The 22,135-nt window shown below is 71.6% G+C and carries 18 protein-coding genes; 7 read left to right on the plus strand and 11 right to left on the minus strand.

From position 1 onward, the window contains the following. Positions 1–33: 33 nt before the first annotated feature. Both ACZ6QO_RS26365 and ACZ6QO_RS26370 read right to left on the minus strand, forming a co-directional pair. Complete coding sequence (locus ACZ6QO_RS26365; RefSeq protein ID WP_465854312.1) at positions 34–1,842, minus strand: 2-isopropylmalate synthase; 1,809 nt, start codon at positions 1,840–1,842, stop codon at positions 34–36. A gap of 139 nt (positions 1,843–1,981) precedes the next feature. After that, complete coding sequence (locus ACZ6QO_RS26370) at positions 1,982–2,317, minus strand: hydroxyisourate hydrolase (protein WP_465854282.1); 336 nt, start codon at positions 2,315–2,317, stop codon at positions 1,982–1,984. 1,127 nt (positions 2,318–3,444) lie between these two features. Between ACZ6QO_RS26370 and ACZ6QO_RS26375 the strand changes: the two genes are divergently transcribed. Then, positions 3,445–6,522 (plus strand): AfsR/SARP family transcriptional regulator, encoded by a 3,078-nt coding sequence (locus ACZ6QO_RS26375; protein WP_465854283.1) that lies wholly within the window; start codon positions 3,445–3,447, stop codon positions 6,520–6,522. Between the two features lie 6 nt (positions 6,523–6,528). On the opposite strand, the gene ACZ6QO_RS26380 is transcribed toward ACZ6QO_RS26375, so the two are convergent. The 7 genes from ACZ6QO_RS26380 to ACZ6QO_RS26410 all read right to left on the minus strand — a co-directional run bounded on the left by ACZ6QO_RS26380 (position 6,529) and on the right by ACZ6QO_RS26410 (position 14,175). Then, positions 6,529–8,436, minus strand: a complete 1,908-nt coding sequence (locus ACZ6QO_RS26380; protein WP_465854284.1) for a helix-turn-helix domain-containing protein — start codon at positions 8,434–8,436, stop codon at positions 6,529–6,531. A 76-nt stretch (positions 8,437–8,512) separates the two neighbouring features. Beyond that, the gene (locus ACZ6QO_RS26385) at positions 8,513–9,259 is read right to left on the minus strand and encodes a 3-hydroxybutyrate dehydrogenase (protein ID WP_465854313.1); all 747 of its coding nucleotides are present in this window, start codon (positions 9,257–9,259) and stop codon (positions 8,513–8,515) included. Positions 9,260–9,356: 97 nt separating this feature from the next. After that, positions 9,357–10,373, minus strand: coding sequence for a branched-chain amino acid ABC transporter permease (locus tag ACZ6QO_RS26390; RefSeq protein WP_465854285.1), 1,017 nt, complete (start codon positions 10,371–10,373; stop codon positions 9,357–9,359). Next, complete coding sequence (locus ACZ6QO_RS26395) at positions 10,370–11,233, minus strand: branched-chain amino acid ABC transporter permease (RefSeq protein WP_465854286.1); 864 nt, start codon at positions 11,231–11,233, stop codon at positions 10,370–10,372. The genes ACZ6QO_RS26390 and ACZ6QO_RS26395 overlap by 4 nt, the downstream gene beginning before the upstream one ends. 64 nt (positions 11,234–11,297) lie before the next feature. Then, a complete protein-coding gene (locus tag ACZ6QO_RS26400) occupies positions 11,298–12,542 on the minus strand; it encodes an ABC transporter substrate-binding protein (protein ID WP_465854287.1) in 1,245 nt (414 codons plus the stop codon). 171 nt (positions 12,543–12,713) lie between these two features. After that, positions 12,714–13,430: an ABC transporter ATP-binding protein gene (locus ACZ6QO_RS26405; RefSeq protein ID WP_465854288.1), complete on the minus strand. Its 717-nt coding sequence runs from the start codon at positions 13,428–13,430 to the stop codon at positions 12,714–12,716. Continuing rightward, the gene (locus ACZ6QO_RS26410; protein ID WP_465854289.1) at positions 13,417–14,175 is read right to left on the minus strand and encodes an ABC transporter ATP-binding protein; all 759 of its coding nucleotides are present in this window, start codon (positions 14,173–14,175) and stop codon (positions 13,417–13,419) included. Before ACZ6QO_RS26410 ends, ACZ6QO_RS26405 begins: the two co-directional genes overlap by 14 nt. Before the next feature lie 475 nt (positions 14,176–14,650). Here ACZ6QO_RS26410 and ACZ6QO_RS26415 point away from each other — a divergent pair, with 475 nt between their 5' ends. Further along, positions 14,651–16,045, plus strand: a complete 1,395-nt coding sequence (locus ACZ6QO_RS26415; RefSeq protein WP_465854290.1) for a tannase/feruloyl esterase family alpha/beta hydrolase — start codon at positions 14,651–14,653, stop codon at positions 16,043–16,045. Positions 16,046–16,235: 190 nt separating this feature from the next. Here the strand turns inward: ACZ6QO_RS26415 and ACZ6QO_RS26420 are convergent, their stop codons facing one another. Next, a complete protein-coding gene (locus ACZ6QO_RS26420; protein WP_465854291.1) occupies positions 16,236–16,400 on the minus strand; it encodes a hypothetical protein in 165 nt (54 codons plus the stop codon). 119 nt (positions 16,401–16,519) lie between these two features. Here ACZ6QO_RS26420 and ACZ6QO_RS26425 point away from each other — a divergent pair, with 119 nt between their 5' ends. Beyond that, positions 16,520–16,879, plus strand: coding sequence for a PadR family transcriptional regulator (locus tag ACZ6QO_RS26425; protein WP_465854292.1), 360 nt, complete (start codon positions 16,520–16,522; stop codon positions 16,877–16,879). Further along, positions 16,876–17,370 carry a hypothetical protein gene (locus tag ACZ6QO_RS26430; protein ID WP_465854293.1) on the plus strand — a complete coding sequence of 165 codons (495 nt, stop codon included), beginning with the start codon at positions 16,876–16,878 and terminating at the stop codon, positions 17,368–17,370. Before ACZ6QO_RS26425 ends, ACZ6QO_RS26430 begins: the two co-directional genes overlap by 4 nt. Positions 17,371–17,485: 115 nt before the next feature. Here the strand turns inward: ACZ6QO_RS26430 and ACZ6QO_RS26435 are convergent, their stop codons facing one another. Next, the gene (locus tag ACZ6QO_RS26435) at positions 17,486–18,004 is read right to left on the minus strand and encodes a DUF5990 family protein (RefSeq protein ID WP_465854294.1); all 519 of its coding nucleotides are present in this window, start codon (positions 18,002–18,004) and stop codon (positions 17,486–17,488) included. Between ACZ6QO_RS26435 and ACZ6QO_RS26440 the strand changes: the two genes are divergently transcribed. The 3 genes from ACZ6QO_RS26440 (at position 17,954) to ACZ6QO_RS26450 (ending at position 22,135) form a co-directional block, all read left to right on the plus strand. Next, positions 17,954–18,154, plus strand: a complete 201-nt coding sequence (locus ACZ6QO_RS26440; RefSeq protein WP_465854314.1) for a hypothetical protein — start codon at positions 17,954–17,956, stop codon at positions 18,152–18,154. The two genes, ACZ6QO_RS26435 and ACZ6QO_RS26440, sit on opposite strands and share 51 nt — an antisense overlap. 151 nt (positions 18,155–18,305) lie before the next feature. Further along, positions 18,306–20,171, plus strand: coding sequence for a flavin monoamine oxidase family protein (locus ACZ6QO_RS26445; RefSeq protein WP_465854295.1), 1,866 nt, complete (start codon positions 18,306–18,308; stop codon positions 20,169–20,171). A 626-nt stretch (positions 20,172–20,797) separates the two neighbouring features. Continuing rightward, positions 20,798–22,135, plus strand: coding sequence for a sensor histidine kinase (locus tag ACZ6QO_RS26450; protein ID WP_465854296.1), 1,338 nt, complete (start codon positions 20,798–20,800; stop codon positions 22,133–22,135).

Consider the following 22,135-nt stretch of genomic DNA (forward strand, 5'->3'; position numbering starts at 1 on the left):
GTTGCCACGCTAAGTTGGTGCGCCTTCCAGCTGTTATCGAGCCGCTATCGATGGTGGGATCGCCGCCGCGCGGGCGGCGCGAGGTGCGGGGACGGCGGCGGACGCCGTGGCCGCGAGCGGCCGCGCGTGCGCGGCGGGGGCCTCCTGCCCTGCGGGAACGCGGTCCATGCGGGCGCGGGTCATGGCCGACCGGACCGCCGACAGCGCGGCGGCGCCCGTCTCCGCCGCGACCCCCGCGCCCCAGATCGACCTGCCGCCGGCCCTGCACTCGGCGTAGACCACCACCGCCTCCGCGCCGGCGTCCCTGGCGTGCGAGGCGTCGCGGGCGGTGTGGTGGACGGCCCGCACCTCCACGCCCCAGCGCGCCAGCGCCTCCTTCAGGCCCGCCACGCGGGCTCCTCGCGCGGCCCCGAGTTCGAAGCCCCCGCCGTCGATGTGCAGTTCGGCGATCACCGGGTCGCCGGTGAACACCAGCGGGATGGGCAGGGCCGGGTACTCCAGGTACTCGCGGTCGAACAGGTCCTTGACCCGTTCGGGCGCGACCTCGCCGCCCTCGGCGTCGGCGTGCGCCTGCACCACGCGGGCGAAGTCGGCCTGGAGCGGACGCGGCAGGCTCATCCCGTGCCAGGCGCCCATGATGTAGGCCACGCCGCCCTTGCCGGACTGGCTGTTGATGCGGACCACCGCCTCGTAGGTGCGGCCGACGTCCCGCGGGTCGATCGGCAGGTAGGGCATCTCCCACGGCAGGCGCCGGGCGGGAACGCCCGCCTCGGCGGCGGCGTGCTCCATGGCGTCGAAGCCCTTGTTGATCGCGTCCTGGTGCGAGCCGGAGAACGAGGTGTACACCAGGTCGCCCCCGTAGGGGTGGCGGGGGTGGACGGGCAGCCGGTTGCAGTGCTCCACGGTGCGGCGCACGCCGTCCAGGTCGGAGAAGTCGATGCCGGGGTCGACGCCCTGGGCGAGCATGTTGAGGCCCAGGGTGACCAGGCACACGTTGCCGGCCCGCTCGCCGTTGCCGAACAGGCAGCCTTCGACGCGCTGCGCCCCGGCGAGCAGCGCCATCTCGGCGGAGGCGACGCCGGTGCCGCGGTCGTTGTGCGGGTGGACCGACAGGCAGACGTGCCCGCGGCGCGTGAGGTTGCGGTCGATCCACTCGATCTGGTCGGCGAAGACGTTCGGCATCGAGCGCTCGACGGTCGTGGGGAAGTTCAGGATGATCTCCCGCCCCTCGTCCGGGCCCCACTCGTCCATGACGGCCTCGCACACCTCCAGCGAGAACTCCGGCTCTGTGTCGTTGAACAGCTCGGGCGAGTACTGGAAGCCGAGGTCGCAGTCGCCCAGCAGCCTGTCGGCGTACTTCATGACCAGCCGGGTGCCGCGCACCGCGAGGTCCTTGCACTCGTCGCGGTCCATCCCGAAGACCACCCGCCGGAACAGCGGCGAGGTGGCGTTGTACAGGTGGACGGTGGCGCGCCGGGCGCCCTCCAGGCTCTCCACCGTGCGCCTGATCAGCTCGTCGCGCGCCTGCACCAGCACCGAGACGCGCACGTCGTCGGGGATGCGGTCGCCTTCGATGAGGGCGCGCACGAAGGTGAAGTCGTCCTGGCTGGCGACCGGGAAGCCGATCTCGATCTCGCGGTAGCCCATGCGCACCAGAAGGTCGAACATCGCCATCTTGCGCTCGGGGCCCATGGGGCGGGCGAGCGACTGGTTGCCGTCGCGCAGGTCGGTGGACAGCCAGCGCGGGGCGGAGGTGATGACGTTGCCGGGCCAGCGGCGGCCGGGCAGGTCCACCGGCGCGCAAGGGCGGTAGCGGGCCGCCCGGTGCGCGGCCGGGCCGATGGCGGCGAGGCCGCGGGCGGCCTCGGTGGTGTCGACTGTGGTCACGGTGTGGTTCCCTTCTCCCCTTGGTACGCCCTGCGCCGCCGTGCGCCGCCCGGGAGGGGGAAGGCCGGACCGGGCACGGCGGGAATGCCGTCGGTCACGCGATCCGGAAATGGGTGGAATACGAATACGGGGACAGCATCACCTGTATCTGGTAGGAGTCCGTCTCATCCTGCATTCGGAATGTCACGATGATTTCCGGGTACGCCGCGCTGACGCCGAGGCCGACGAAGTAGTAGTCGCTGTCGAAGACGATGCGGTAGAGCCCGCGTTCGAGCTTCTTGTCCCGCCACTCGCTGATGCGGCCCTCGCTGTCGGTCTCGGCGTCGGCCAGGTCGTGCCATCCACCGATGCCGTCGCGCTCCAGGCGGGCTCGCACGCCGGCGGCCGACCGGCCGTAGACGCCGTCCAACGCCTGCGCGGTAACACTCATGTCCAGCACACCTATCTGCCGTGCCCGCCGCGACGGACAGCCCTAAGCATCGCGCCTGCGCGCCGCCGACCGGCGCTCCCCACTGCGTGCACGCGCGCGGTTCCGGGGCGTTCGTCCGCACGGACCACCGTCCCTCGCGCGACGCGTGTACGGCGGGACGCGCCGGCGCCGGCGTGACGCCAGGCCAGTCCCGGCCTGGGGGCAAGAGTGCCTAACGGGGCTATCGATCCGCTTTCCGGTTTCTATTCATGGCCGCCCTCTCCTCCGGTTCCTGAGGGCGTCGGCGCAGCTCAGACCGCTTTTCGCGCCGCGCGGACGACGTCCGGGACGGCCAATGCGCCCGGCGATATCAGAAAAGACCAGAAATAAGCGGATGTATACCCCTGAGCTGCCGGGATGGCGGGCGAGAAGCGATCCGATAAGGACCGAATGGTGATGGTTTCTACGTTGACGGTGTTCCAGCGAATCGCTGATGGACGACCGCACCGCGACACCGGAAGAGGTCAAGGAAATGAGCGCTCAGAGCAGCGGCCGCGGCCATCGGCCTCTCTCCCCCGCAGTCGCCGCCGGCGGCCACGGCGCCCAAGCCGTCCCGGGCGCGGCCCGCCGTCCGCGGACGCCCGGCGGCTCGACGCCGGCGACCGCCCACCGCGCCGCCGCCGGTTCGGGCAACACGCCCTGGGGCTGACATCCCGGCTCACCATCCCGCACCTGCGCGCATTCGCGGCGCCGCCGACGTCGAATCACGAATGTCCACATCTGGCCACGAATCCCGTCAAGACCTCCCACGGAGTGTGTTAGAAACTACCCAGAGCGGGACATATCACTATTCGGTCACGCCCGCCCTGCAAACCGGTAGCACACGCGAATGGACATCAGGAGTGCGAGAAGTATCCGTAGACTCTCTATAGATCCGAACCTCGTATAGTTGTACTATCCAGACATAAGTGACATCGCCATAAGTAACCAGCTCGCATCCGACAGTAGATGCCGAGCGAGGGCCATAAGCTATTCGGTGATGTTCACCACGAGGGTGGATCTCCTGGCATCACGTTTCCGTGTACCTCTCGCATCGGAGGGTGATCGAACTTCCGGATGGGCCGCGAGTCTTGTCGCAAGGAGATGCAGTGCAATTCGGGATTCTGGGGGCACTTGAGGCGCTTGCCGCCGACCGCCGGCTAGATCTTGGCGGCATCCGACAGCAGATCGTGCTCGCCGTGCTGCTCCTGGACGCCAACAGGGTGGTCACCATCGGCCGGCTCATGGAGGCCATCTACGGCGACGAGCCGCCCACCACCTCCCGCGCCCAGGTCCAGATCTGCATCTCCTCACTCCGGCGGCTGTTCGCCGCCAACGGCAGCCCCGACATCATCGCCACGCAGTCGCTGGGCTACTCCATCCGCGTCGCCGCCGACCAGATCGACGCCCAGTGCTACGAGAGCCTGGTGCAGCGGGCCCGCCGCGCCCGCGAGGCCCGCAACGTCAACGAGGCGATCCGGCACTACCGCGAGGCCCTGGCCCTGTGGCGGGGGCCGGCCCTGGACGGCATCGAGAGCAGGCTCGTGCAGTCGGCCGCCAGCCGGCTGACCGAGAGCCGCATCACCGCCAACGAAGACTGCATCCAGCTCGAACTCGACCTCGGCCGCCACCACGAGCTGGTGGGCGAGCTGACCGAGCTCACCGAGGAGCATCCGTTGCGCGAGCGGCTGCGCGGCCTGCTCATGACCGCGCTGTACCGCTCGGGCCGCCAGGCCGAGGCCTTACAGGTCTACCGCAACGCCCGCCGCACGATGATCGAAGAGCTGGGCATCGAGCCCAACGAGCGGCTGCAGCAGCTCGAACACGCGATCCTCACCTCCGACGAGAGCCTCGCCGCCCCGCCGCCGCCTCCCCCCGACAAGATCGAGGTACAGCCGCCGGCCGGGGCGATGCCCAACGTCCCCGGCATGCTGCCGACCGACATCGCCGACTTCACCGGGCGCACCAAGCAGATCGAGGACATCCGCCAGCGCCTGATGCTGGCCTCGGAGGACCGCACGCGCTTCGCCGTCCCGATCATCGTGGTCGTGGGCAAGCCCGGCGTCGGCAAGACCACCATCGCCGTGCACGCCTCGCACGCCGTCGGCGAGCGCTTCCCGCACGGGCAGCTGTTCGCCGACCTGCACGGCGGGGCCTCCCGTCCCACCAGTCCCATGCAGGTGCTCGAACGGTTCCTGCGCGTCCTCGGGGTGCCGGGCACCGCGATACCCGACGGCCTGGAGGAGCGGGCCGAGATGTACCGCGCGCTGCTGGCCGACCGCAAGATGCTGATCGTGCTGGACGACGCCGGCAGCGAGAGCCAGGTCCTGCCGCTGCTCCCCGGCAACCCGTCCTCCGCGGTGATCATGACGAGCAGGAGCCGGCTGGCGGGCCTGGCGGGCGCGAGCCACGTCGACGTGGAGACCTTCGACTCCGACCAGTCGGTGAACCTGCTGTCCCGCATCGCCGGCATCGAGCGGGTGCAGTCGGAGATCGAGGCCGCCGAGGCGCTGGCCGAGCTGTGCGGCCACCTGCCGCTGGCGCTGCGCATCGCAGGCGCGCGGCTGTCGGCCCGCCCGCACTGGAGCATCGAGCAGCTGGTGAGCCGCCTGGAGGACGAGACCCGCCGCCTGGACGAGCTCAAGCACGGCGAGATGGGCATCCGGGCGAGCATCTCGCTCACCTACGACAGCGTCGGCGAGGACGCGCGGCGGCTGTTCCGGCGGCTGACGATCCTGGACTCCCAGATCTTCTCGGCCTGGGTGAGCGCCGCCCTGCTCGACCAGCCGCTCCCCATCGCCCAGGATCTGCTCGACGACCTGGCCGACGCCCAGCTCATCGAGACCACCGGCGTCGGGTACGGCGTGCACAGCCAGTACCGCTTCCACGACCTGATCCGGGTGTTCGCCCGCGAGCGCCTGGCGGCCGAGGAGTCCCCCGGCGAGCGCAACGCGGCGCTCGAACGCGTCCTCGGCGGCCTGCTGTTCCTGGCCGAGGCGGCCCACCGCCGCGAGTACGGCGGCGACTACGTGCAGATACACAGCGAGGCCCCGCGCTGGCCGCTGCCGGCCAAGCTGGTCGGCCAGCTCGTGGCCTCGCCGCTGCAGTGGTACGAGCGCGAGCGCTCGATGCTGGTGTCGGGCATCCGCCAGGCGGGCCAGGCGGGCCTGGTGGAGCTGTGCTGGGACCTGGCGATCAGCTCGGTGACGCTGTTCGAGTCGCGCGTGTACCTCGACGACTGGCGCGAGACCCACCAGGTGGCGCTGACGGCCGCCCGGCAGGCGAACGACCTGTGCGGGCAGGCGGCCATGCTGTACTCCCGCGGCTCGCTCTACATCACCGAGCAGCGGTTCGGCGACGCGCGCTGCGACTTCGAGGCGGCGGTCCAGCTGTTCGAGGAGGTCGGCAACCGCCAGGGGACGGCCCTGGTGATCAGGAACATCGGGTTCCTGGACCGGCTGAGCGGCCAGTTCGCCGACGCCGAGGCGCACTACCGGCGCGCCCTTGAGATCTTCCGCGGCAACGGCGACCAGGTCGCCTCGGCGTACGTGCTGCACAACCTCGCCCAGCTCCGGCTGGAATTCGACGACCTGCCCGGCGCGCAGCGGCTGCTGACCGAGGCGCTGGAGATCAGCCGCAGCAGCGGCAGCAGGCGGGTGGAGGCGCAGGTCCTGCACCGCATCGGCCACACCTACCTGCAGTCCGACCAGCCGGCGCTCGCGGTGGAGGTGTTCGAGGAGGCCCTGACGGCGGTGCGCAACATCGGCGACCCCACCGGGGAGGCGTACGCGTTGCACGGTCTCGGCATCGCCCGCATGCGGCGGGGCGAGCTGACCGAGTGTGAAAGCGCTCTCACCCGCGCCCTGATGCTGGCGAGCGCGTCCAACGAGCACCTCGTCGAGGCACGGGTGCAGCTCGGCCTCGGCGAGCTGGCCATGGCCCGCGACGACGCCCCCCAGGCGGTCATCTACCTGGAGCAGGCCCTGTCGCTGTTCCGCCAGATGCACATGCCGCTCCAGGAGGCCCGCACCCTGATCAGGCTCAGCGACGCCCAGCAGACCGCCGGCGACGTCGAGGCCGCACAGGACTCCCTCAACCAGGCACTCACGCTGACCGACAAGATGGACGCCCCCGTGGCCGAGCAGATGCGCGGCCAGCTCACCCAGCGACTGGGCGAGTGCCGCTGACCCCGTTCAGCCGGTGGCGTCGTCCGGGCGGGCGGTGACGGGGCGCAGGCGGTTGAGCCGGAGGGCGAGCTGGATCTCCAGGGCGCGTTCGGGCGACTGCCAGCCGTCGCCGAGCAGCCTGCCCACCCGGTCCAGCCGCTGGGTGACGGTGTTGACGTGGATGTGCAGCCGCTCGGCGGTGCGCGACAGGCTGGAGCCGGTGCCGAAGTAGTTCTCCAGGGTCCGCACGAGCGCGGTGCCGCGCCGCCGGTCGTAGGCCAGGACCGGCCCGATGGCACCCTCCAGGAATCCGCCGACGTCGCGGTCGCGGCCGATGAGCAGGCCGACGAAGCCCAGCTCGTCGCTGCCGGCCCCCTCGCCTTCGCGCCCCAGGGCCAGCAGGGCCTCCGCGCAGCGGCGAGCCTCGCCATAGGCGTCGGCGACGGCGGCCGGGCCGTGGACCGGGCCCGCCGCGCCGGCGGTGACGGGGGTGCCGAGCGAGGCGCCGAGCTCCTTGGCCACCCTGCGGGCCGCCGCGGCGGGGTCCACCCCGGGCAGCAGCAGGATGGTCTCCTTTCCCCTCGCGGCCACCAGGCCGTGGCGGGAGGCGGCGTCGGAGGCGGCCCAGAACGCCGTGCGCCGGGCCGAGACCGGCTCCTCCGCGCGGTGCCGGGCGACGACCAGGATGTGCGGGGCGTCCAGGTCGACGCCGAGCAGCCGCGCCCGGCCGTGCAGGGCGTCGGAGTGGACCGCCCGGCCGGTGAGCAGGTCGTCCAGCAGCTCGCCGCGCACCCGGCCCTCGGCGGCGGCGGCCGTGCGGCGGAACAGCAGGAGCAGCGCGGTGACCAGGGCGGCGCGTTCGAGGATCCGCTGGTCGGCGCCCGAGACCTCGTCGGGGTTGCGCAGCACGAGCGTGCCGAGGTTCTCCGCGCCGGAGGCGACCGACGCCCCCCACAGGTCCCCGCGCTGGACGGTGCGGCCGAGGCGGCGGGACGCGGCGGCCGCGGCGGCGACCTCGGCCTCGTCCAGGTCGCCGGCGGAGCCGACCTGGGCCAGCCGCCGCCCGTCGGCGTCCAGCACGACGATCGCGCCGCCGAGGATGTCGGTGACCACCGCGGCGACGTCCTCGACCCCGCCGCCGCGCACGACCAGGCCGGTCATGCGGTCGTGGGCCTGGGCGGCGCGCTCGACGGAGGCGCTGTGCGCCTGCAGGAGCCGGTTGGCGGAGCTGAGCTCGCCGAGGGCCGTGCGGGTCTCCTCCAGCAGGCGCGCGTTGTCCAGCGCGACGGCGGCGTGGGCGGCCAGCGAGGCGAGCAGCGCCACCTCCTCCTGGGCGAAGGGCCGGGCGCTGCGGTTGGCGGCGAACAGCACGCCGATGATCTGGGCGCCGAGCCGCATCGGGACGCCGAGGATGGCGACCAGCGCCTCCTCCTTCACGGCGGCGTCGATGTGGGTGCGGTGGCGGAAGCGCTCATCGGCGAAGTAGTCGGCGCTGGCGTACGGGGTGCCGGTCTGGGCCACCAGGCCGCCGAGGCCCGCGCCCATGGGCAGCCGCAGCGCCCGGAAGGCGGCCGACACCGACCCGTCGGTGACCCGCATGTAGGTGTCGCCGCGGTCGGCGTCGTGCAGGGTCATGTAGGAGATGTCGGCGTGCAGCAGCCTGCGGGCGCGGCGCACGATGGCCTCCAGCACGGCGCCGACGTCGCGCAGCCCCGCCAGGTCGCCGGCCGTCTCGAACAGCGCCGACAGCTCGGCCTCGCGGCGGGCCCGGTGCTCCAGCAGCGCACGCACGCGCAGCGCGGCGAGCTTGGCCTGGTCGAGCTCGGCGAGCGTCTCGGGGGCGGCGCCGGCGGCGCGCGCCTCGACGAGCGGGGCCTCGAACTCCACCGGCGGGGCCTCGCGGGCGAGCAGGTCGAGAAAGACGGTGCAGCTCATGGGGTTCATTGTCCCCTTGATCACGATATATCCCCCGATGCGGCAGCCTGGTGGCGACGGCGTCTCCGGACGGCTCTCAGTGCGCCGTCCAGCCGCCGTCGATGGCGAGGGACGTCCCGGTGATCATCGACGCCTGCGGCGAGCACAGGTAGGCGACGGCCTCGGCGACCTCCTCGGGCTCGATCAGCCGCCGGATGGCCGCCGGGGCCAGCATGACCTGCTCGACGACCTCCTCCGGCGCCAGGTCGTGCACCCGCGCCTGGTCGGCGATCTGCTCCTCCACCAGCGGCGTGCGCACGTAGGCGGGGTTCACGCAGTTGGAGGTGACCCCGTGCGGGGCCCCTTCCAGGGCGATCACCTTGGACATGCCCTCCAGGGCGTGCTTGGCGGTGACGTAGGCGACCTTGTACGGCGAGGCGCGCAGGCCGTGCACCGAGGAGATGTTGACCACGCGCCCCCAGCCCCGCTCGTACATGCCGGGCAGGACCCGCCGGGCCAGGCGGAACGGCGCCTCCACCATGATCTTCAAGATGGCCGTGAAGGTCTCGGGCGGGAAGTCGGGGATCGGCGCGACGTGCTGGAAGCCGGCGTTGTTGACCAGGATGTCCACCGCGCCGCAGTCGAGCGCGTCCACCGCGGCCATGTCGGTCAGGTCGGCGCCCAGCGCCACCCCGCCGATCTCGCCGGCGGCCTCGCGCGCCTCCCGCTCGCGGACGTCCAGGATGAGGACATGCGCTCCCGCGCCCGCCAGTCGCCGGGCGCAGGCGCGCCCGATGCCGCTCGCTCCGCCGGTCACCAGGGCACGCCGGCCGGTCAGATCCATCGCGGCTACCTGCCCGGCGGTCACGCTCGTTGAAACCACAGCGAATGCTCCTAGATGTACGGGAATGCGGTGGGCCGTCGAACCGATCCGGCCGCGGTCACACCGGCGAGCCGACGTCCTGCGGCCGGGCGGGCGAGCCGTCCGGCGCGCCGCCGGGCGGCGGGTCCTGCGCCCGGCCGTCCGCGCGGGCCCGCAGCAGGTCGCGGGCGGTGCCCCAGACGCCGCGGCGGAAGACCAGCACGATGACCACGAAGATCGTGCCGGTGACGATGCCGATGCCCTCGAAACCCGAGGTGACCAGGTAGTCGTTCAGCTCGACCACCAGGGCGGCGCCGAGCACCCCGCCCCACAGCGTGCCGATGCCGCCGAGGACGACCATCATCACCGCCTGCCCCGAGGTGGTCCAGTACACGTTCTCCAGCGAGGCGAACCCGTGGCCGATCGCGAACAGCCCGCCGGCCAGCCCCGACAGCGCGGCCGACAGCACGAACGCCAGCAGCCGGTAGCGGTCCACCGGGTAGCCGAGCGCCTGCGCCCGCGCCGGGTTGTCCCTGATCGAGGCGAGCACCCGGCCGAACGGCGAGCGCACGATGCGCCACACGGCGGCGAAGCCGATCAGCACCAGCGGCAGGCCGGCGTAGTAGAACAGGAACGAGTCCGACAGGTCCAGGCCGAACAGCTCGCGCGGGACGCCCTGCAGGCCGTTCTCTCCGCCGGTCAGGTCGCGCCACTGGTTGACCACGAAGTACACCATCTGGGCGAACGCCAGCGTGACCATGGCGAAGTAGATGCCGCGCAGGCGCACCGACAGGTAGCCGATGGGCAGGGCGAGCACGGCGGCGAACGCGGCGCCGCCGAGCACGGCCACCGGGAACGGCAGCCCGGTGCGCAGGGCGATGAGACCGGCGACGTAGGCGGCGCCACCCCAGAAGGCGGCGTGCCCGAAGGACAGCAGCCCGGTGAAGCCGAGCAGCAGGTCCAGCGCCGCGGCGAACAGCGCCCAGCAGGCGATGTCCAGCGCGACCGGCGGATAGACCATCCAGGGCAGCGCCAGGGCGAGCAGCAGCCCGGCGACGAGCAGGAGCGGCCGAGCGGCGAGCCGGGAAAGGATCACGACGGCGACTCCTCGCGTCCGAACAGGCCGGCCGGGCGCCACAGCAGCACGGCCGCCATCAGGATGAACACCAGCGTCTGCGACAGCGCGGGCACGTAGAGGTTGCCCAGCGCCGAGACCAGCCCGATGGCGAACCCCGCCGCCACCGAGCCGAAGATCGAGCCGAGGCCGCCGATGACCACGACCGCGAAGACGGTGATGATCAGGTCGGAGCCCATCAGCGGGTTGACCGCGCGCATGGGCGCGGCGAGGACCCCGGCGAACCCGGCCAGCGCGATGCCGAAGCCGAACACCGGCGTGACCCAGCGCCCGACGTCGATGCCGAGCGCGCGGGTCAGCTCGGGCCGCTCGGTCGCCGCCCGGACGATCATGCCGACGCGGGTGCGGGTGAGCACCACCCAGACCGCCGCGCAGACCACCAGGGAGACGGCCGGCACGAACACCTGGTAGGCGGGGTAGGTGAACAGCCCGAGGTCCACGGTGCCCGACAGCGCTTCGGGGCGGGGATAGGGCTGGGACTGCACGCCGTACTCCCGCTTGACCAGGTCCTGCAGGATCAGGGCGAGCCCGAAGGTGAACAGGAAGTTGTACAGCGGGTCCAGCGGGGCGAGCCTGCGGATGAACAGCCGCTCCAGCAGGGTGCCCGCCACCCCGAGCACGACCGGGACCAGCACCAGCGCGGCCCAGAAGTTCACGCCGAAGGAGTCCAGCAGGACGTAGGACCCGAACGCGCCGAGCATGTAGAAGGCACCGTGGGCGAAGTTGACCACGCCCAGCATGCCGAAGATGACGGCGAGGCCCAGGGCGAGCAGGGCGTAGAAGGCGCCTCCCACCAGGCCGTTGAACGCCTGTTGGAGCACGGTGACCTCCAGAGGACGAGGTGGCGGGCGCGCCGGCCGGGCGAGGCCGGGCGCCCGCCGGGGATCAGAGCTTGCAGGCGGGGCTCGCCGGCTGGAACGCCTGGTCGGCCGGGATGGTGCGCAGGACCTTCTCGTAGTCCCAGGGCTCCTTGACCTCGCTGGACGGCTTGACCTGGGCGAGCGAGACGTCGTGCAGCAGCAGGTGGTCCTGGGCGCGGATGGTCCCGTTCTCGGCGAAGGCGTCCTCGAACTTGTAGCCCTCGAGCTGCTCGACCACCGCGTCGGCGCCGTCGGTGCCGGCCCGCTGCACGGCCTCCAGGTACTGCGTGGCGGCGGAGTAGTTGGCGGCGTTGGGGAAGCTCGGCCGCTTGTTCGCCTTGGCCTGGAACTTGTCGGCCCAGGCGCGGTTGCCCGGCGAGGCGTTCCAGTACCAGGCGTCGGTGAACTTGGTGCCGGCCAGCGCGTCCGGGCCGAGGGAGTGGATGTCGGTGATGAACATGAGCCCGACGGCCAGGCCGATGCCCTTGTCGCGCAGCTTGTACTCGTTGTACTGCTTGACCAGGTTGACCAGGTCACCGCCGGCCTGCATGGTGCCGAGCACCTCGGGCTTCGGGCTCAGGCCCGGCGCCTTGAGCAGGAACGTCGAGAAGTTGTCGTTCGGGAACGGCGCGGGGTCGCTCTGGATCACCGTGCCGCCGGCGCCGGTGACGGCGGCGGTGAAGTTCTTCTGCATGTCCTGCCCGAAGGCGTAGTCCGGGTAGACGATGTACCAGTTCTTGGAGCCGTCCTTGGTCACCGTGTCGCCGGTGCCGTGGGCCAGCATGTAGGTGTTGTACCCATAGTGGAAGGTGTACTTGTTGCACTGGGCGCCTTCCAGCTCGGTGGTGGCGGCGCCGATGTCCATGAAGATCTTCTTCTTGCCCTTGGCGACGCCCGCCACGGCCAGCGCCGCCGCCGAGGACGGCACGTCCAGGATGACGTCGGCCTGCCGGCGGTCGTAGAGCTCCTGCGCCTTGGAGTTGGCCACCTCGGGCTTGTTCTGGTGGTCGGCGGACACCACCTCGACGTCCTTGGCCACCGCCTTGTCGCCGTACTTGGCCTTGTAGTCCTCGACGGCCATCTGGACGGCGGTGACGCTGCTCTTGCCCGACAGGTCGGCGTAGATCGCCGACTGGTCGTTCAGCACGGCGAGCACGACCTTGCCGTCGCTGATCTTGTCTCCGCTCCCCCCGCCGCCGGGTCCGCCTGCGCAGCCGGCGAGCGTGGCTCCCGCCGCCACCAGGGCGGCGGCTCGGCCCAGAGCTTTCATATGTCTCTCCTGTAGGTCTTTTCCGGGGCGTGAGAACTCCGGGGGGTGCGGATCCGGGGGGTGACTCCGGGGGACATGCGCGGGGCGCCGCCGGAGCGCGAGGCTCCGGCGCCGTCTCCGGTGTGCGGCCGTGGCGTGCCGGCCGGTGGCGGGCGCCGGGGGCGGGCCGGGTCAGATGCCGAGGTGGTCGAGCAGTTCGTGCTCGCGGGCGCGCATCTCGTCGTTGTCCAGCGACTCGACGATCCGTCCCTCGGCGAGCAGGTAATGACGGTCGGCCACCGTCAGGGCGAAGTGCACGTTCTGCTCGATCAGCAGCACGGTCGTGCCCTGCCGCTTGACCTCGCGCAGGATGTCCCCGATCTGCTGGACGATCAGCGGCGACAGGCCCTCGGTCGGCTCGTCGCACAGCAGCAGCCGCGCCCCCATGCGCAGCACCCGTGCCAGGGCGAGCATCTGCTGCTCGCCGCCCGACAGCTTGGTGCCGGGGAACGCGCGCCGCTCGGCCAGCCGGGGGAAGGTCTCGTAGACCCGCGAGAGCGGCCACGGGTCGGGGCCGACGCGGGGCGGCAGGGTGAGGTTCTCCTCGACGGTGAGAGTGGAGTACACCCCCCGGTCGTCGGGGACGTAGCCGAGCCCCTGGCGGGCCCGCCGGTGCGCCGGCAGCCGGGTGATCTCCTCGCCGAGGAAGGAGACGCTGCCGGTGTAGCGCCCTTGCAGGCCCATCAGGCAGCGCAGGAGCGTGGTCTTGCCGGCGCCGTTGCGGCCGACGAGCGTGACGATCTCGCCCTGCCCGACCCGCAGGGACACCTCGCGCAGCACCTGCGCCTCGCCGTACCAGGCCGACAGGCCGCCGACGGCCAGCAGGGAGGTGGTGTCAGTCCTCGGCATGGGGATCTCCCAGGTAGGCGCTGATGACCCGTGGGTCGTGGCGGATCTCGGCGTAGGGCCCTTCGACGAGCACGCGCCCGCTCTGCAGGACGGTCACCCGGTCGGCCAGGCTGGACACGACGCTCATGTTGTGCTCGACCATGACGACGGTGCGCCCGGCGCGGACCTTCCTGACCAGTTCCACGGTGCGGTCGATGTCCTCGACGCCCATGCCGGCGGTCGGCTCGTCCAGCAGCAGCACGCGGGGGTCGAGCGCCAGGGCCAGGGCCAGCTCCAGCGCACGCTTGTGGCCGTAGGCGAGGGTGCCCGCCGGGGTGCCGGCGTGCGCTGCCAGGCCGACCTGGTCGAGCAGTTCGGCGGCGCGCTCGGCGTACCGGTCGAGCAGGCGGCCGGAGCGCCAGAAGCGCCAGGTGACCCCGGTGGCGCCCGCCAGCGCGAGTTCGACGTGCTCGCGCGGGGTCATCTGCGGGAACAGGCTGGTGATCTGGAACGACCGGGCGACGCCGAGGCGGGCCACCTGTTCGGGACGTCTGCCGGTCAGGTCGTGCTCGCCGAGCATGATGCGGCCCGCGGTGGGCTTGAGGAAGCCGGTCAGCAGGTTGAACAGCGTGGTCTTGCCCGCGCCGTTGGGCCCGACCAGCGCGTGGACGTCGCCCTCCGCGATGTCCAGGTCCACCCCGTCGACGGCGCGGAAGCCCCTGAACTCCTTGGCCAGGCCCTGCGCCCGCAGGACGGGACCGTCCATGTGGCTCTCCTCCTCGTCGTCTCGATCCGGCGTCGTCATCCGGCGTCGTCATCCGGCACGGTCGCCCCGCGCCGGCCGTGCGCGGTGTTACCCGGGGATGACCTGGCCGTTAACGGACGAAGTCGTTGTGACGCGGAACACTAAGTGAGCCGGCGGGGCCGTTCCATGTGGCGGCGGCACACAATCCGCCGCGGCGGGGCGGGGGCGGCGCACATGTTCCGCAGGTCAGCGGCCGTCCCACGGGACCGCGGCAGGTGTGTGGGGCGGCCACGTGCCCGGCTCATCCCTCCCGGGCGGCGGGCGGGACGCACCGATGGCGCCGGGGACGGCCTCGCGGGACGCGGGACATGGCGGCGCCGGACATGAGCGGCCGGCCGATTGTGGGTACGGCGGACGTGGCCCGGATCACAGCCGATGAGCACCATGGCGACACCGCTCGGGCGCCGCGTCGCCCGTCCCTGTGTGAGGAGCCCCCATGCGATCCATCCGACGACGTCCGGGCCGGCTGACGGGCCTGGCCGCGGCCGCCCTGGCCGGCGCGACACTGCTCGGGCCCGTGCCCGCCGCCGGAGCCTCCGCCGCCTCCTGTGCGGGGCTGGACCGGATCACCGTGCCGGGGGCGGAGAAGCAGATCTCCGCGTGCCTGCCCGACCTGACCACGGCCGGGACGGTGGCCTCGGGCCACTCGGTCGCCGCCGACTTCGCCGGGCTCACCTCGGCCGGGGCGAGGAACCCCTCCGGAGTCCCCGGCGCGCAGATCGACGGGTACTTCACCGACACCTCCACGTTCAACACCGCCCACGGCTGGAACCACGACAGCCAGTTCGTGATCCGGCTGCCCGCGCGCTGGAACGGCGGGCTGGTCGTCGCCGGGACGCCGGGGGTCCGGCGGCAGTACGCCAACGACTACGCGATCTCCGACTGGGTGCTGGCGCGCGGGTACGCGTACGCGGCCACCGACAAGGGCAACAGCGGCGCGGCCTTCTACCAGGACGGCGTCAGGCCCGGCGACGCCATGGTGGAGTGGAACAGGCGGGTCACCCAGCTCACCCGCGCCGCCAGGGCGGTGGTCGCCCAGCGGTACGGCCGCGCGCCGCGCCGCACCTACGCCGCCGGCATCAGCAACGGCGGCTACCTGGTGCGCTGGCAGCTCGAGAACCACCCCGAGCTGTACACCGGGGGCCTGGACTGGGAGGGCACCCTGTGGCGCGAGGAGGGCCCGAACCTGCTGCGGTTCCTGCCGCCGACGCTGCGCGAGTACCCCGCGTACGCCGCGACCGGCGACGCCGCGGCGCACGACGCCATCATCGCGGCGGGCTTCGCGCCCGGCTCGGAACCGCTGTGGGACTACCACCACAAGGTCTACTGGGATCTCACCCAGCGCATCTACCGCGAGGAGCTCGACCCCGGCTACGACGGCGCGGCGGAGGCGGGCACCCCGTTCTGCGCGCCGGGGACCCCGGCGTGCGACGCCGACTACGACTACGCCTCCCGGCCCAAGGCCGTGCATGAGGCGGTCGGGCGCATCGCGCTGACCGGCCGCATCGACCGGCCGCTGATCACCCTGCACGGCACGCTGGACACCCTGCTGCCCATCGGCCAGGACTCCGACGTCTACGACCGGCTGATCGAGTCGCGCGGACGCGACCGGCTGCACCGGTACTACCGCATCGAGGGCGGCAACCACGTCGACGGCCTGTACGACGCACACCCGCAGCTGCTCCGCCCCATCCTGCCGTGCTTCCGCGACGCCTTCGCCGCCCTTGAAGCCTGGACGACCCGAGGCGAGACCCCGCCCGCCGACACCACCATCCCCCGCCCGCCCTCCGGCGACCTCGCCAACTCCTGCTCCATCGCCCGGCCGCACTGACCTGAGAGGCCGGGTACGCGGCTCACGCGTCCAATCCTGGAGGGCTGCCAGCCCGAACCGGCCGCCCTCCTTACCTGCGCGTGCGCAGCCGACCGAAGGCCGAAGGCATGGGGGTGTCGCGGCCGGCCGTCCCCATCGGGCGGCGCGCACGACCTCGCGGCGCCGAGCGACACGGCCGAAGGCCGCGGGCTCATCTCCGTGTCGAGTTGCCGGCGCCGATGGCGGCCTGACTACTGCGGAGGAACGAGGCTGCGACGGTCGCCGGCTGGTCGAGGTATCCGGCGACCATGGCGCCATCGCGGATCAGCATCAGGTCGTCGGCGACCTCTCCGGAACCCGAACCCGTGATCACCACGCCGCGCACTCCTTGTGCTGTCCACGAACGTCCAGCGAGCTTGTCGCGAGATTTCAGCCGTATGCCTCAGTACGAACATGTGTCGGTCGCGCCTTATTCGAGCTAGGTAGAGTAAGGACATGACGGGTCCCACGAGGATCACCGCTCCGACGCTTGACGTCTTGGAGGCCTTCCTCCAGGCGCACACCCGAGGTGTGGAACTGCACGGATGGGCGATCGCCAAGGCGACCGGGCGCTCGGGCCCCACCGTTTATGGAGTGCTTGATCGCCTTGAGGACGCCGGGTGGATCGAAGGCGTCTGGGAAGATCAGGACCAACAGGCGAACAGACCTCGCCGGCGGCTCTACCGCCTCAGCGGAATAGGAGTCGCCCATGCCCGCGCTCTGGTCGCGGATCGACGTCCCGAGGCGCTCCGCGCCATTCCAGGCCTCGGGTTCCTGTTCGCGGTTTACGCTTCGCTGGTCGGGAGCGTCCTATGAGCGGGTCCGAGGTCGCCGTCGCCGTGATCTTGGGCTTGCTCATCAACGAATGCTGCGACATAGCACCATGGCTCGCTCGCACGCTTGTGAAGTGGTCTGCCCGTCTTCGCTACAACGATCGCTCACGAGCGGAGACACGCGCCGAGGAACTCACCGCTTTCATCAACGACCGCCCCGGAAAACTGCTGAAGCTGGCAACGGCGCTGGCGTTCGTGTTCGTCTCCCTGGTTTCCTATGGCAATCAAGCCATACGCCGTTGGACCTCATCCACTGTCGACAGACTGCGGCCACAAGACGAGGCATTCGCGTCTGTAATGCGGTGGACGATCGGCCGCCACGGCGCCAAGCGCTCCTATCGGGACCCCCGTTTCGACCGAGTGATCGTCTGCCTCACCTGCGGGGGAGACGGCAGGGGCGATGGAGGCAAGACCTGTCGTACCTGCCAGGGAAACGGCACCCTCAACTTCTTCGAGCCTCCGGAGGCCGGCTAGCCCGCGTCGATCGACCCCGGCATAGGGACACACGCCACGGCGATCCCGGCGGCCCGACCGAGTGCCGCACTCGCACCCGCGGCATCCTGACCACGCCTTCCCGCTCGTAACTCGCTCAGGGCACGGGAGCCGACCATTCGATGCGGGGAGGGCGAACCGCCGCGCACAACGGCTGTCCGCGCGAGTCGGTCAAGCCCAGACGCCCTACCAATAGCCCCGTCCTCACCGCGGCGTCCAGCACTTTCGTGGGGACGGCATCCAGCAACAGCTTCGCCCGGCGGAACATCGTGAACCCCCCGGCCTCAACCACCGTCCCCCAGGACAGGTACACGAACCGGCCACCCGGCGATCCCCGCAGGAATGGGCCGAGAAGATCCCATCCACTGTCCTTCGCCGTGGTTGTGGCCTCCACCTCCCACACAGCCGCCGGCGCATCGCCGGGACGGAGCCCGAGCAGCTCGCGCGGGCGAGCCCGCCGTTGCACCCCGACGTGGATGTTGCGATATCCCGGGAAACCCGGCGCCTGATCACAATCTCGGCCTGGCAACCGGGACCCCTCGATGCGAATCAGCACACCGTCATCATGCGACTGCCACTCACCGGATGCCCGGCGGACGTCACGGCGGGCCGCCACGCGGATCTGAAGGCCCCGCCCACCGTGACCTCCGAGCTCTTCCGGCTCGGCCCGCTGGGCGTGCTGGTCCCGGGCACCCATCACTTCGCCAAGCCGGACGGCGTACCCGTCGGCGCCCTCGCCGAGGCGCTCCTCCTGCTCGGCGAATGAGCACAGGCCTCGAAGGCGACCCGCGCGGCGATCGGTTGGAATGCCAGATCAATCCCGCTCGGCGCGCCGCGCGCCCTGACACGTCGTGCACGTCGAGACTCTCGGTGGTCAATCCATTACCCAACGTTTACCGTCTCAGGGAGCACATCGGATGACAACCATCGACCGCCGCGGATTCGCGCGGCTGGCGGGGCTCGGCGCCGTCGGATCCTTCGTCGGCGCGGCCCCCGCCGCGCCCGCCGCCGCCACCCCCCTCCTTCCCGCCGCGCCTGCCCGGGGCGCGGGCGCGCCCGCCTTCAGCACCTGCCTGGACGTGGCGCGCGACCTGCTGCTCGTCGGCGAGGACGGCTCGGACCTCAAGCTCAAGTACCTTCGGGTGCTCATCGACCACGGCCTGCCCAAGGCCCGCTCGCCGAAGAAGGTGCTGATCGTCGGGGCGGGCATCTCGGGGCTGGTGGCCGCCACGCTGCTGAAGCGGGCCGGCCACCACGTCACGGTCATCGAGGCCAACGGCAACCGCATCGGCGGCCGCATCAAGACCTTCCAGAGCGGGTTCGCCGACCCGGCCCAGTACGCCGAGGCGGGCGCCATGCGCATCCCCGACTTCCACCCGCTGACGCTGGCGCTGATCGACAAGCTGGGCATCCCGCGCCGCCCCTTCTACAACGTGGACGTGCGTCCCGGCGCGTCCCCGAGCGGCCCGGTGCCGCCGGTCGTCTACACCTCGCGCGGCGGCCGGGTGTGGCGGTCCGGGCCCGACAAGGGCGCGTTCACCCCGCCCAAGCGGCTGAACCACACCTGGATCCGGGTCAACGGCATCGTCCAGCGCCGCGACGAGTACGCCGCCGACCCGCGGCGGATCAACGCCTCGTTCGGCCTGAAGGACCGCAGGACGACCGCCGAGATCCTGGACCGGGCGCTCGACCCGGTGCGCGACCACTTCTCGGTGGTGCGCGGCGGCAAGCGGGTCGACAAGCCGCTGCCCGAGCTGATCAAGGGCTGGGCGCGCGTGCTGCACGAGTTCGACGGCTACTCCATGCACCGCTTCCTGACCGAGCACGCCCGGCTGAGCGAGGCGGCGATCGACGCCATCGGCACCGTGGAGAACCTCACCTCGCGGCTGCCGCTCGCGTTCATGCACACCTTCCTGACCAGGAGCCTGGTCAACCCGGCCGCCACCTACTGGGAGATGGAGGGCGGCAGCCGGCTGCTGCCGTACCGGCTGGAGGCGGGCCTGCGCGACGAGATCCGCATGGACCGGCGGGCGGTGCGCATCTCGACCTCCGGCGGCGGCGTGCGCGTCGAGACGGTCAGCGAGAAGGGCAGCGACGAGTCCTCCTCCGCGCCGCAGGTCAAGACCGAGACCTTCCACGGCGACGTGGCGATCATCACGATCCCCTTCCCGGCGCTGCGGCACGTCGAGATCGCCCCGGCGCTGTCCTACGCCAAGCGCCGGGCGGTCATCGAGCTGCACTACGACTCGGCGACCAAGGTGCTGCTGGAGTTCCGCAAGCGCTGGTGGGAGTTCAGCGAGGACGACTGGAAGCGCGAGCTCGGGCCGCGCTACCGCCCGGGCCCGGTGACCCACGTGACCGGCGGCGGCTCGGTGGCCGACAACGCCAACCGGTTCACCTACTACCCCTCCCACCGGGTGCGGGGCAGCGAGGGCGGCGTGGTGCTGGCCAGCTACGTGTGGGCCGACGACGCCTCCCGGTGGGACTCCATGGACGACAAGGAGCGCTACGGGTACGCGCTGCGCGGCCTGCAGGAGGTGCACGGCGAGCGCGTCGCCGAGTTCTACACCGGGCACGGCCAGACCCAGAGCTGGTTGCGCAACCGGTACGCGTTCGGCGAGGCGGCCGTCTTCCTGCCCGGCCAGATGACCGAGATCCACCCGGCGATCGCCGTCCCCGAGGGGCCCCTGCACTTCGCCGGTGAGCACACCTCGCTCAAGCACGCCTGGATCGAGGGCTCGCTGGAGTCCGCCGTCCGCGCCGCCCTGGAGGTGAACGCCTGAGGCGCGCCGCCGGCGGGCCCGGCCGGCGCGGACCCCTCCTGCGCGCCGGCCACGGTCCTCCGGCGGCCGTGCCGCCTTCGCCGGCCTGCGTGGGGTAAAGAAAGTGCCACGCCGAATGAATAAAGGGGTATGGGAAACCCCACACACGGCCAGAGAGTCGCGCACTTTTCCCAAAACACCAAGAAAGGACTTGAAAGCCCCCTATATCGTGCTAACTTGAGTGTTTCCAGATAACGAACGCATATAGCCGCCATAGATCGCCGCAGGCGCGGCCGGACCGGGCAGCACGGAGTGCCAGGTGGCGCGCCCGGAACGGCGCGCGCCCCCCTCTCGCCGGATCTCACCCAGCGGTGTGACGGACCTACCAACGAACATCGGAACACATGACGAGAACATGACGTTGGAAAGCGCTATCCCGAGCCAGGCGTGCCCGCGGGTGGCACCTCGCCGAAGATCTCATGGAGAGCACGATGACTGCCGATTCACCCGGCCGATCGCACTGGCGAACCGTAGCGCGTACGCCCATGCGCGTCCGGCTACGGCCGCAGTCGATCCGCGGCCGGGTCACGGCTCTGGTCACCCTCCTCGCCATGCTTCTCCTGGTCCCTTCGGGGATACTGGCCGGTTTGGTTGCACATCAGTCCGTCGAGAGGGGCGCGTGGCTGGCGGCACGGCAGGAGTCGGGCCTCGTGGCCGCCGCCGACCGCCTCGGGCGGCTCGCCGATCCGTTGCGGGCACGGGTGCCGGGCGTCACGCTGGTCCAGGTGGTCGCGGCCGATCATCGCGTGATCGCCGCCTCTCCCATGGCGCGCGGGCTGCCGGCGCTTAGCGACGTGTGGCCGTCGCCGCAGGACCCTCAGCAGGACGTGCACACCTGCGCACTGCCGCGCGTCGGGTGCGTCAACGTCTCCGCGACACGGGTCTCCGCCGCGCCGGACTCCCACGTCGTGTACGCGGGCAGCCCCACCGCGGCAGGCGGCATCACCGGCGTCATCGACTCGATCTTCACCATCCAGGGCGTCGCGCTGATCCTGCTCGCCATCGCGATGACCTGGAAGGTCACCGGCCGGACGCTGCGGCCCGTGGAGGCCATCCGGGCCGAGCTCGCCGCGATCAACGTCAACGACCTGAGCACCCGTGTGCCCGAGCCTCCGGGAGGCGACGAGATCGCCCGCCTGGCGCACACCATCAACGGCACGCTGTCGCGGCTTGAGCTCGCCAAGGACCAGATGCAGCTGGCGCTGGACCACCAGCGGCGGTTCACCGCCGACGCCTCGCACGAGCTGCGCACCCCGGTCGCCGGACTGCGCGCCCAGCTGGAGGAGGCGCAGCTGCATCCGGACGACACCGACCTGCGGGAGTTATTGCGTCATGCGCTGCGGGACGTCGACCGGCTTCAGAAGATCATCACCGACCTGCTGCTGCTCGAACGCGCGGGCGCGGGCGTACCGCAACCACGCGCCCGCGTCGACCTGGCCGAGATCGTGCGCTCGGAGGTGTCGCGGCGCTCGGACCCGCACCAGGTGCGCCTGGATCTGGCCTCGGGCGTGACGGTCGAGGCCGTGCGCACCCAGATCGGCCGCGTGCTCGGCAACCTGATGGACAACGCGTCGCGGCACGCCAGGAGGACGGTGACCGTGACGGTCCGCCGGGCGGGCGATTCGGCCGAGCTGATCGTCGACGACGACGGCGACGGCATCGCGGCGGAGGACCGGGAGCGGATCTTCCAGCGGTTCACCCGGCTGGACGCGGCGCGCAGCCGGGACAAGGGCGGCACGGGCCTCGGCCTCGCCATCGCCCGCGACCTCGTCCAGACCCACGACGGCACCATCACGGCGGAGACGTCCCCGGACGGCGGCGCGCGGTTCGTCGTCCGCCTCCCACTGCGGCGGCGCGACCGTCACGGGTCCGCGATCACGGCCCCGGGTATGAGCGGGGCCGCGCTTGACCTCGACGTGACATGA

This window comes from Sphaerisporangium sp. NPDC049457, from assembly GCF_055586705.1.

What these genes read in the sequence shown, in the direction of transcription:
- ACZ6QO_RS26410 (WP_465854289.1), bottom strand. Translation starts at nt 14,175, where the DNA reads ATGGACGGTCCCGTCCTGCGGGCGCAGGGCCTGGCCAAGGAGTTCAGG.
- ACZ6QO_RS26405 (WP_465854288.1), bottom strand. Translation starts at nt 13,430, where the DNA reads ATGCCGAGGACTGACACCACCTCCCTGCTGGCCGTCGGCGGCCTGTCG.
- ACZ6QO_RS26370 (WP_465854282.1), bottom strand. Translation starts at nt 2,317, where the DNA reads ATGAGTGTTACCGCGCAGGCGTTGGACGGCGTCTACGGCCGGTCGGCC.
- ACZ6QO_RS26445 (WP_465854295.1), top strand. Translation starts at nt 18,306, where the DNA reads ATGACAACCATCGACCGCCGCGGATTCGCGCGGCTGGCGGGGCTCGGC.
- ACZ6QO_RS26415 (WP_465854290.1), top strand. Translation starts at nt 14,651, where the DNA reads ATGCGATCCATCCGACGACGTCCGGGCCGGCTGACGGGCCTGGCCGCG.
- ACZ6QO_RS26400 (WP_465854287.1), bottom strand. Translation starts at nt 12,542, where the DNA reads ATGAAAGCTCTGGGCCGAGCCGCCGCCCTGGTGGCGGCGGGAGCCACG.
- ACZ6QO_RS26440 (WP_465854314.1), top strand. Translation starts at nt 17,954, where the DNA reads ATGCGACTGCCACTCACCGGATGCCCGGCGGACGTCACGGCGGGCCGC.
- ACZ6QO_RS26430 (WP_465854293.1), top strand. Translation starts at nt 16,876, where the DNA reads ATGAGCGGGTCCGAGGTCGCCGTCGCCGTGATCTTGGGCTTGCTCATC.
- ACZ6QO_RS26425 (WP_465854292.1), top strand. Translation starts at nt 16,520, where the DNA reads ATGACGGGTCCCACGAGGATCACCGCTCCGACGCTTGACGTCTTGGAG.
- ACZ6QO_RS26385 (WP_465854313.1), bottom strand. Translation starts at nt 9,259, where the DNA reads ATGGATCTGACCGGCCGGCGTGCCCTGGTGACCGGCGGAGCGAGCGGC.
- ACZ6QO_RS26380 (WP_465854284.1), bottom strand. Translation starts at nt 8,436, where the DNA reads ATGAGCTGCACCGTCTTTCTCGACCTGCTCGCCCGCGAGGCCCCGCCG.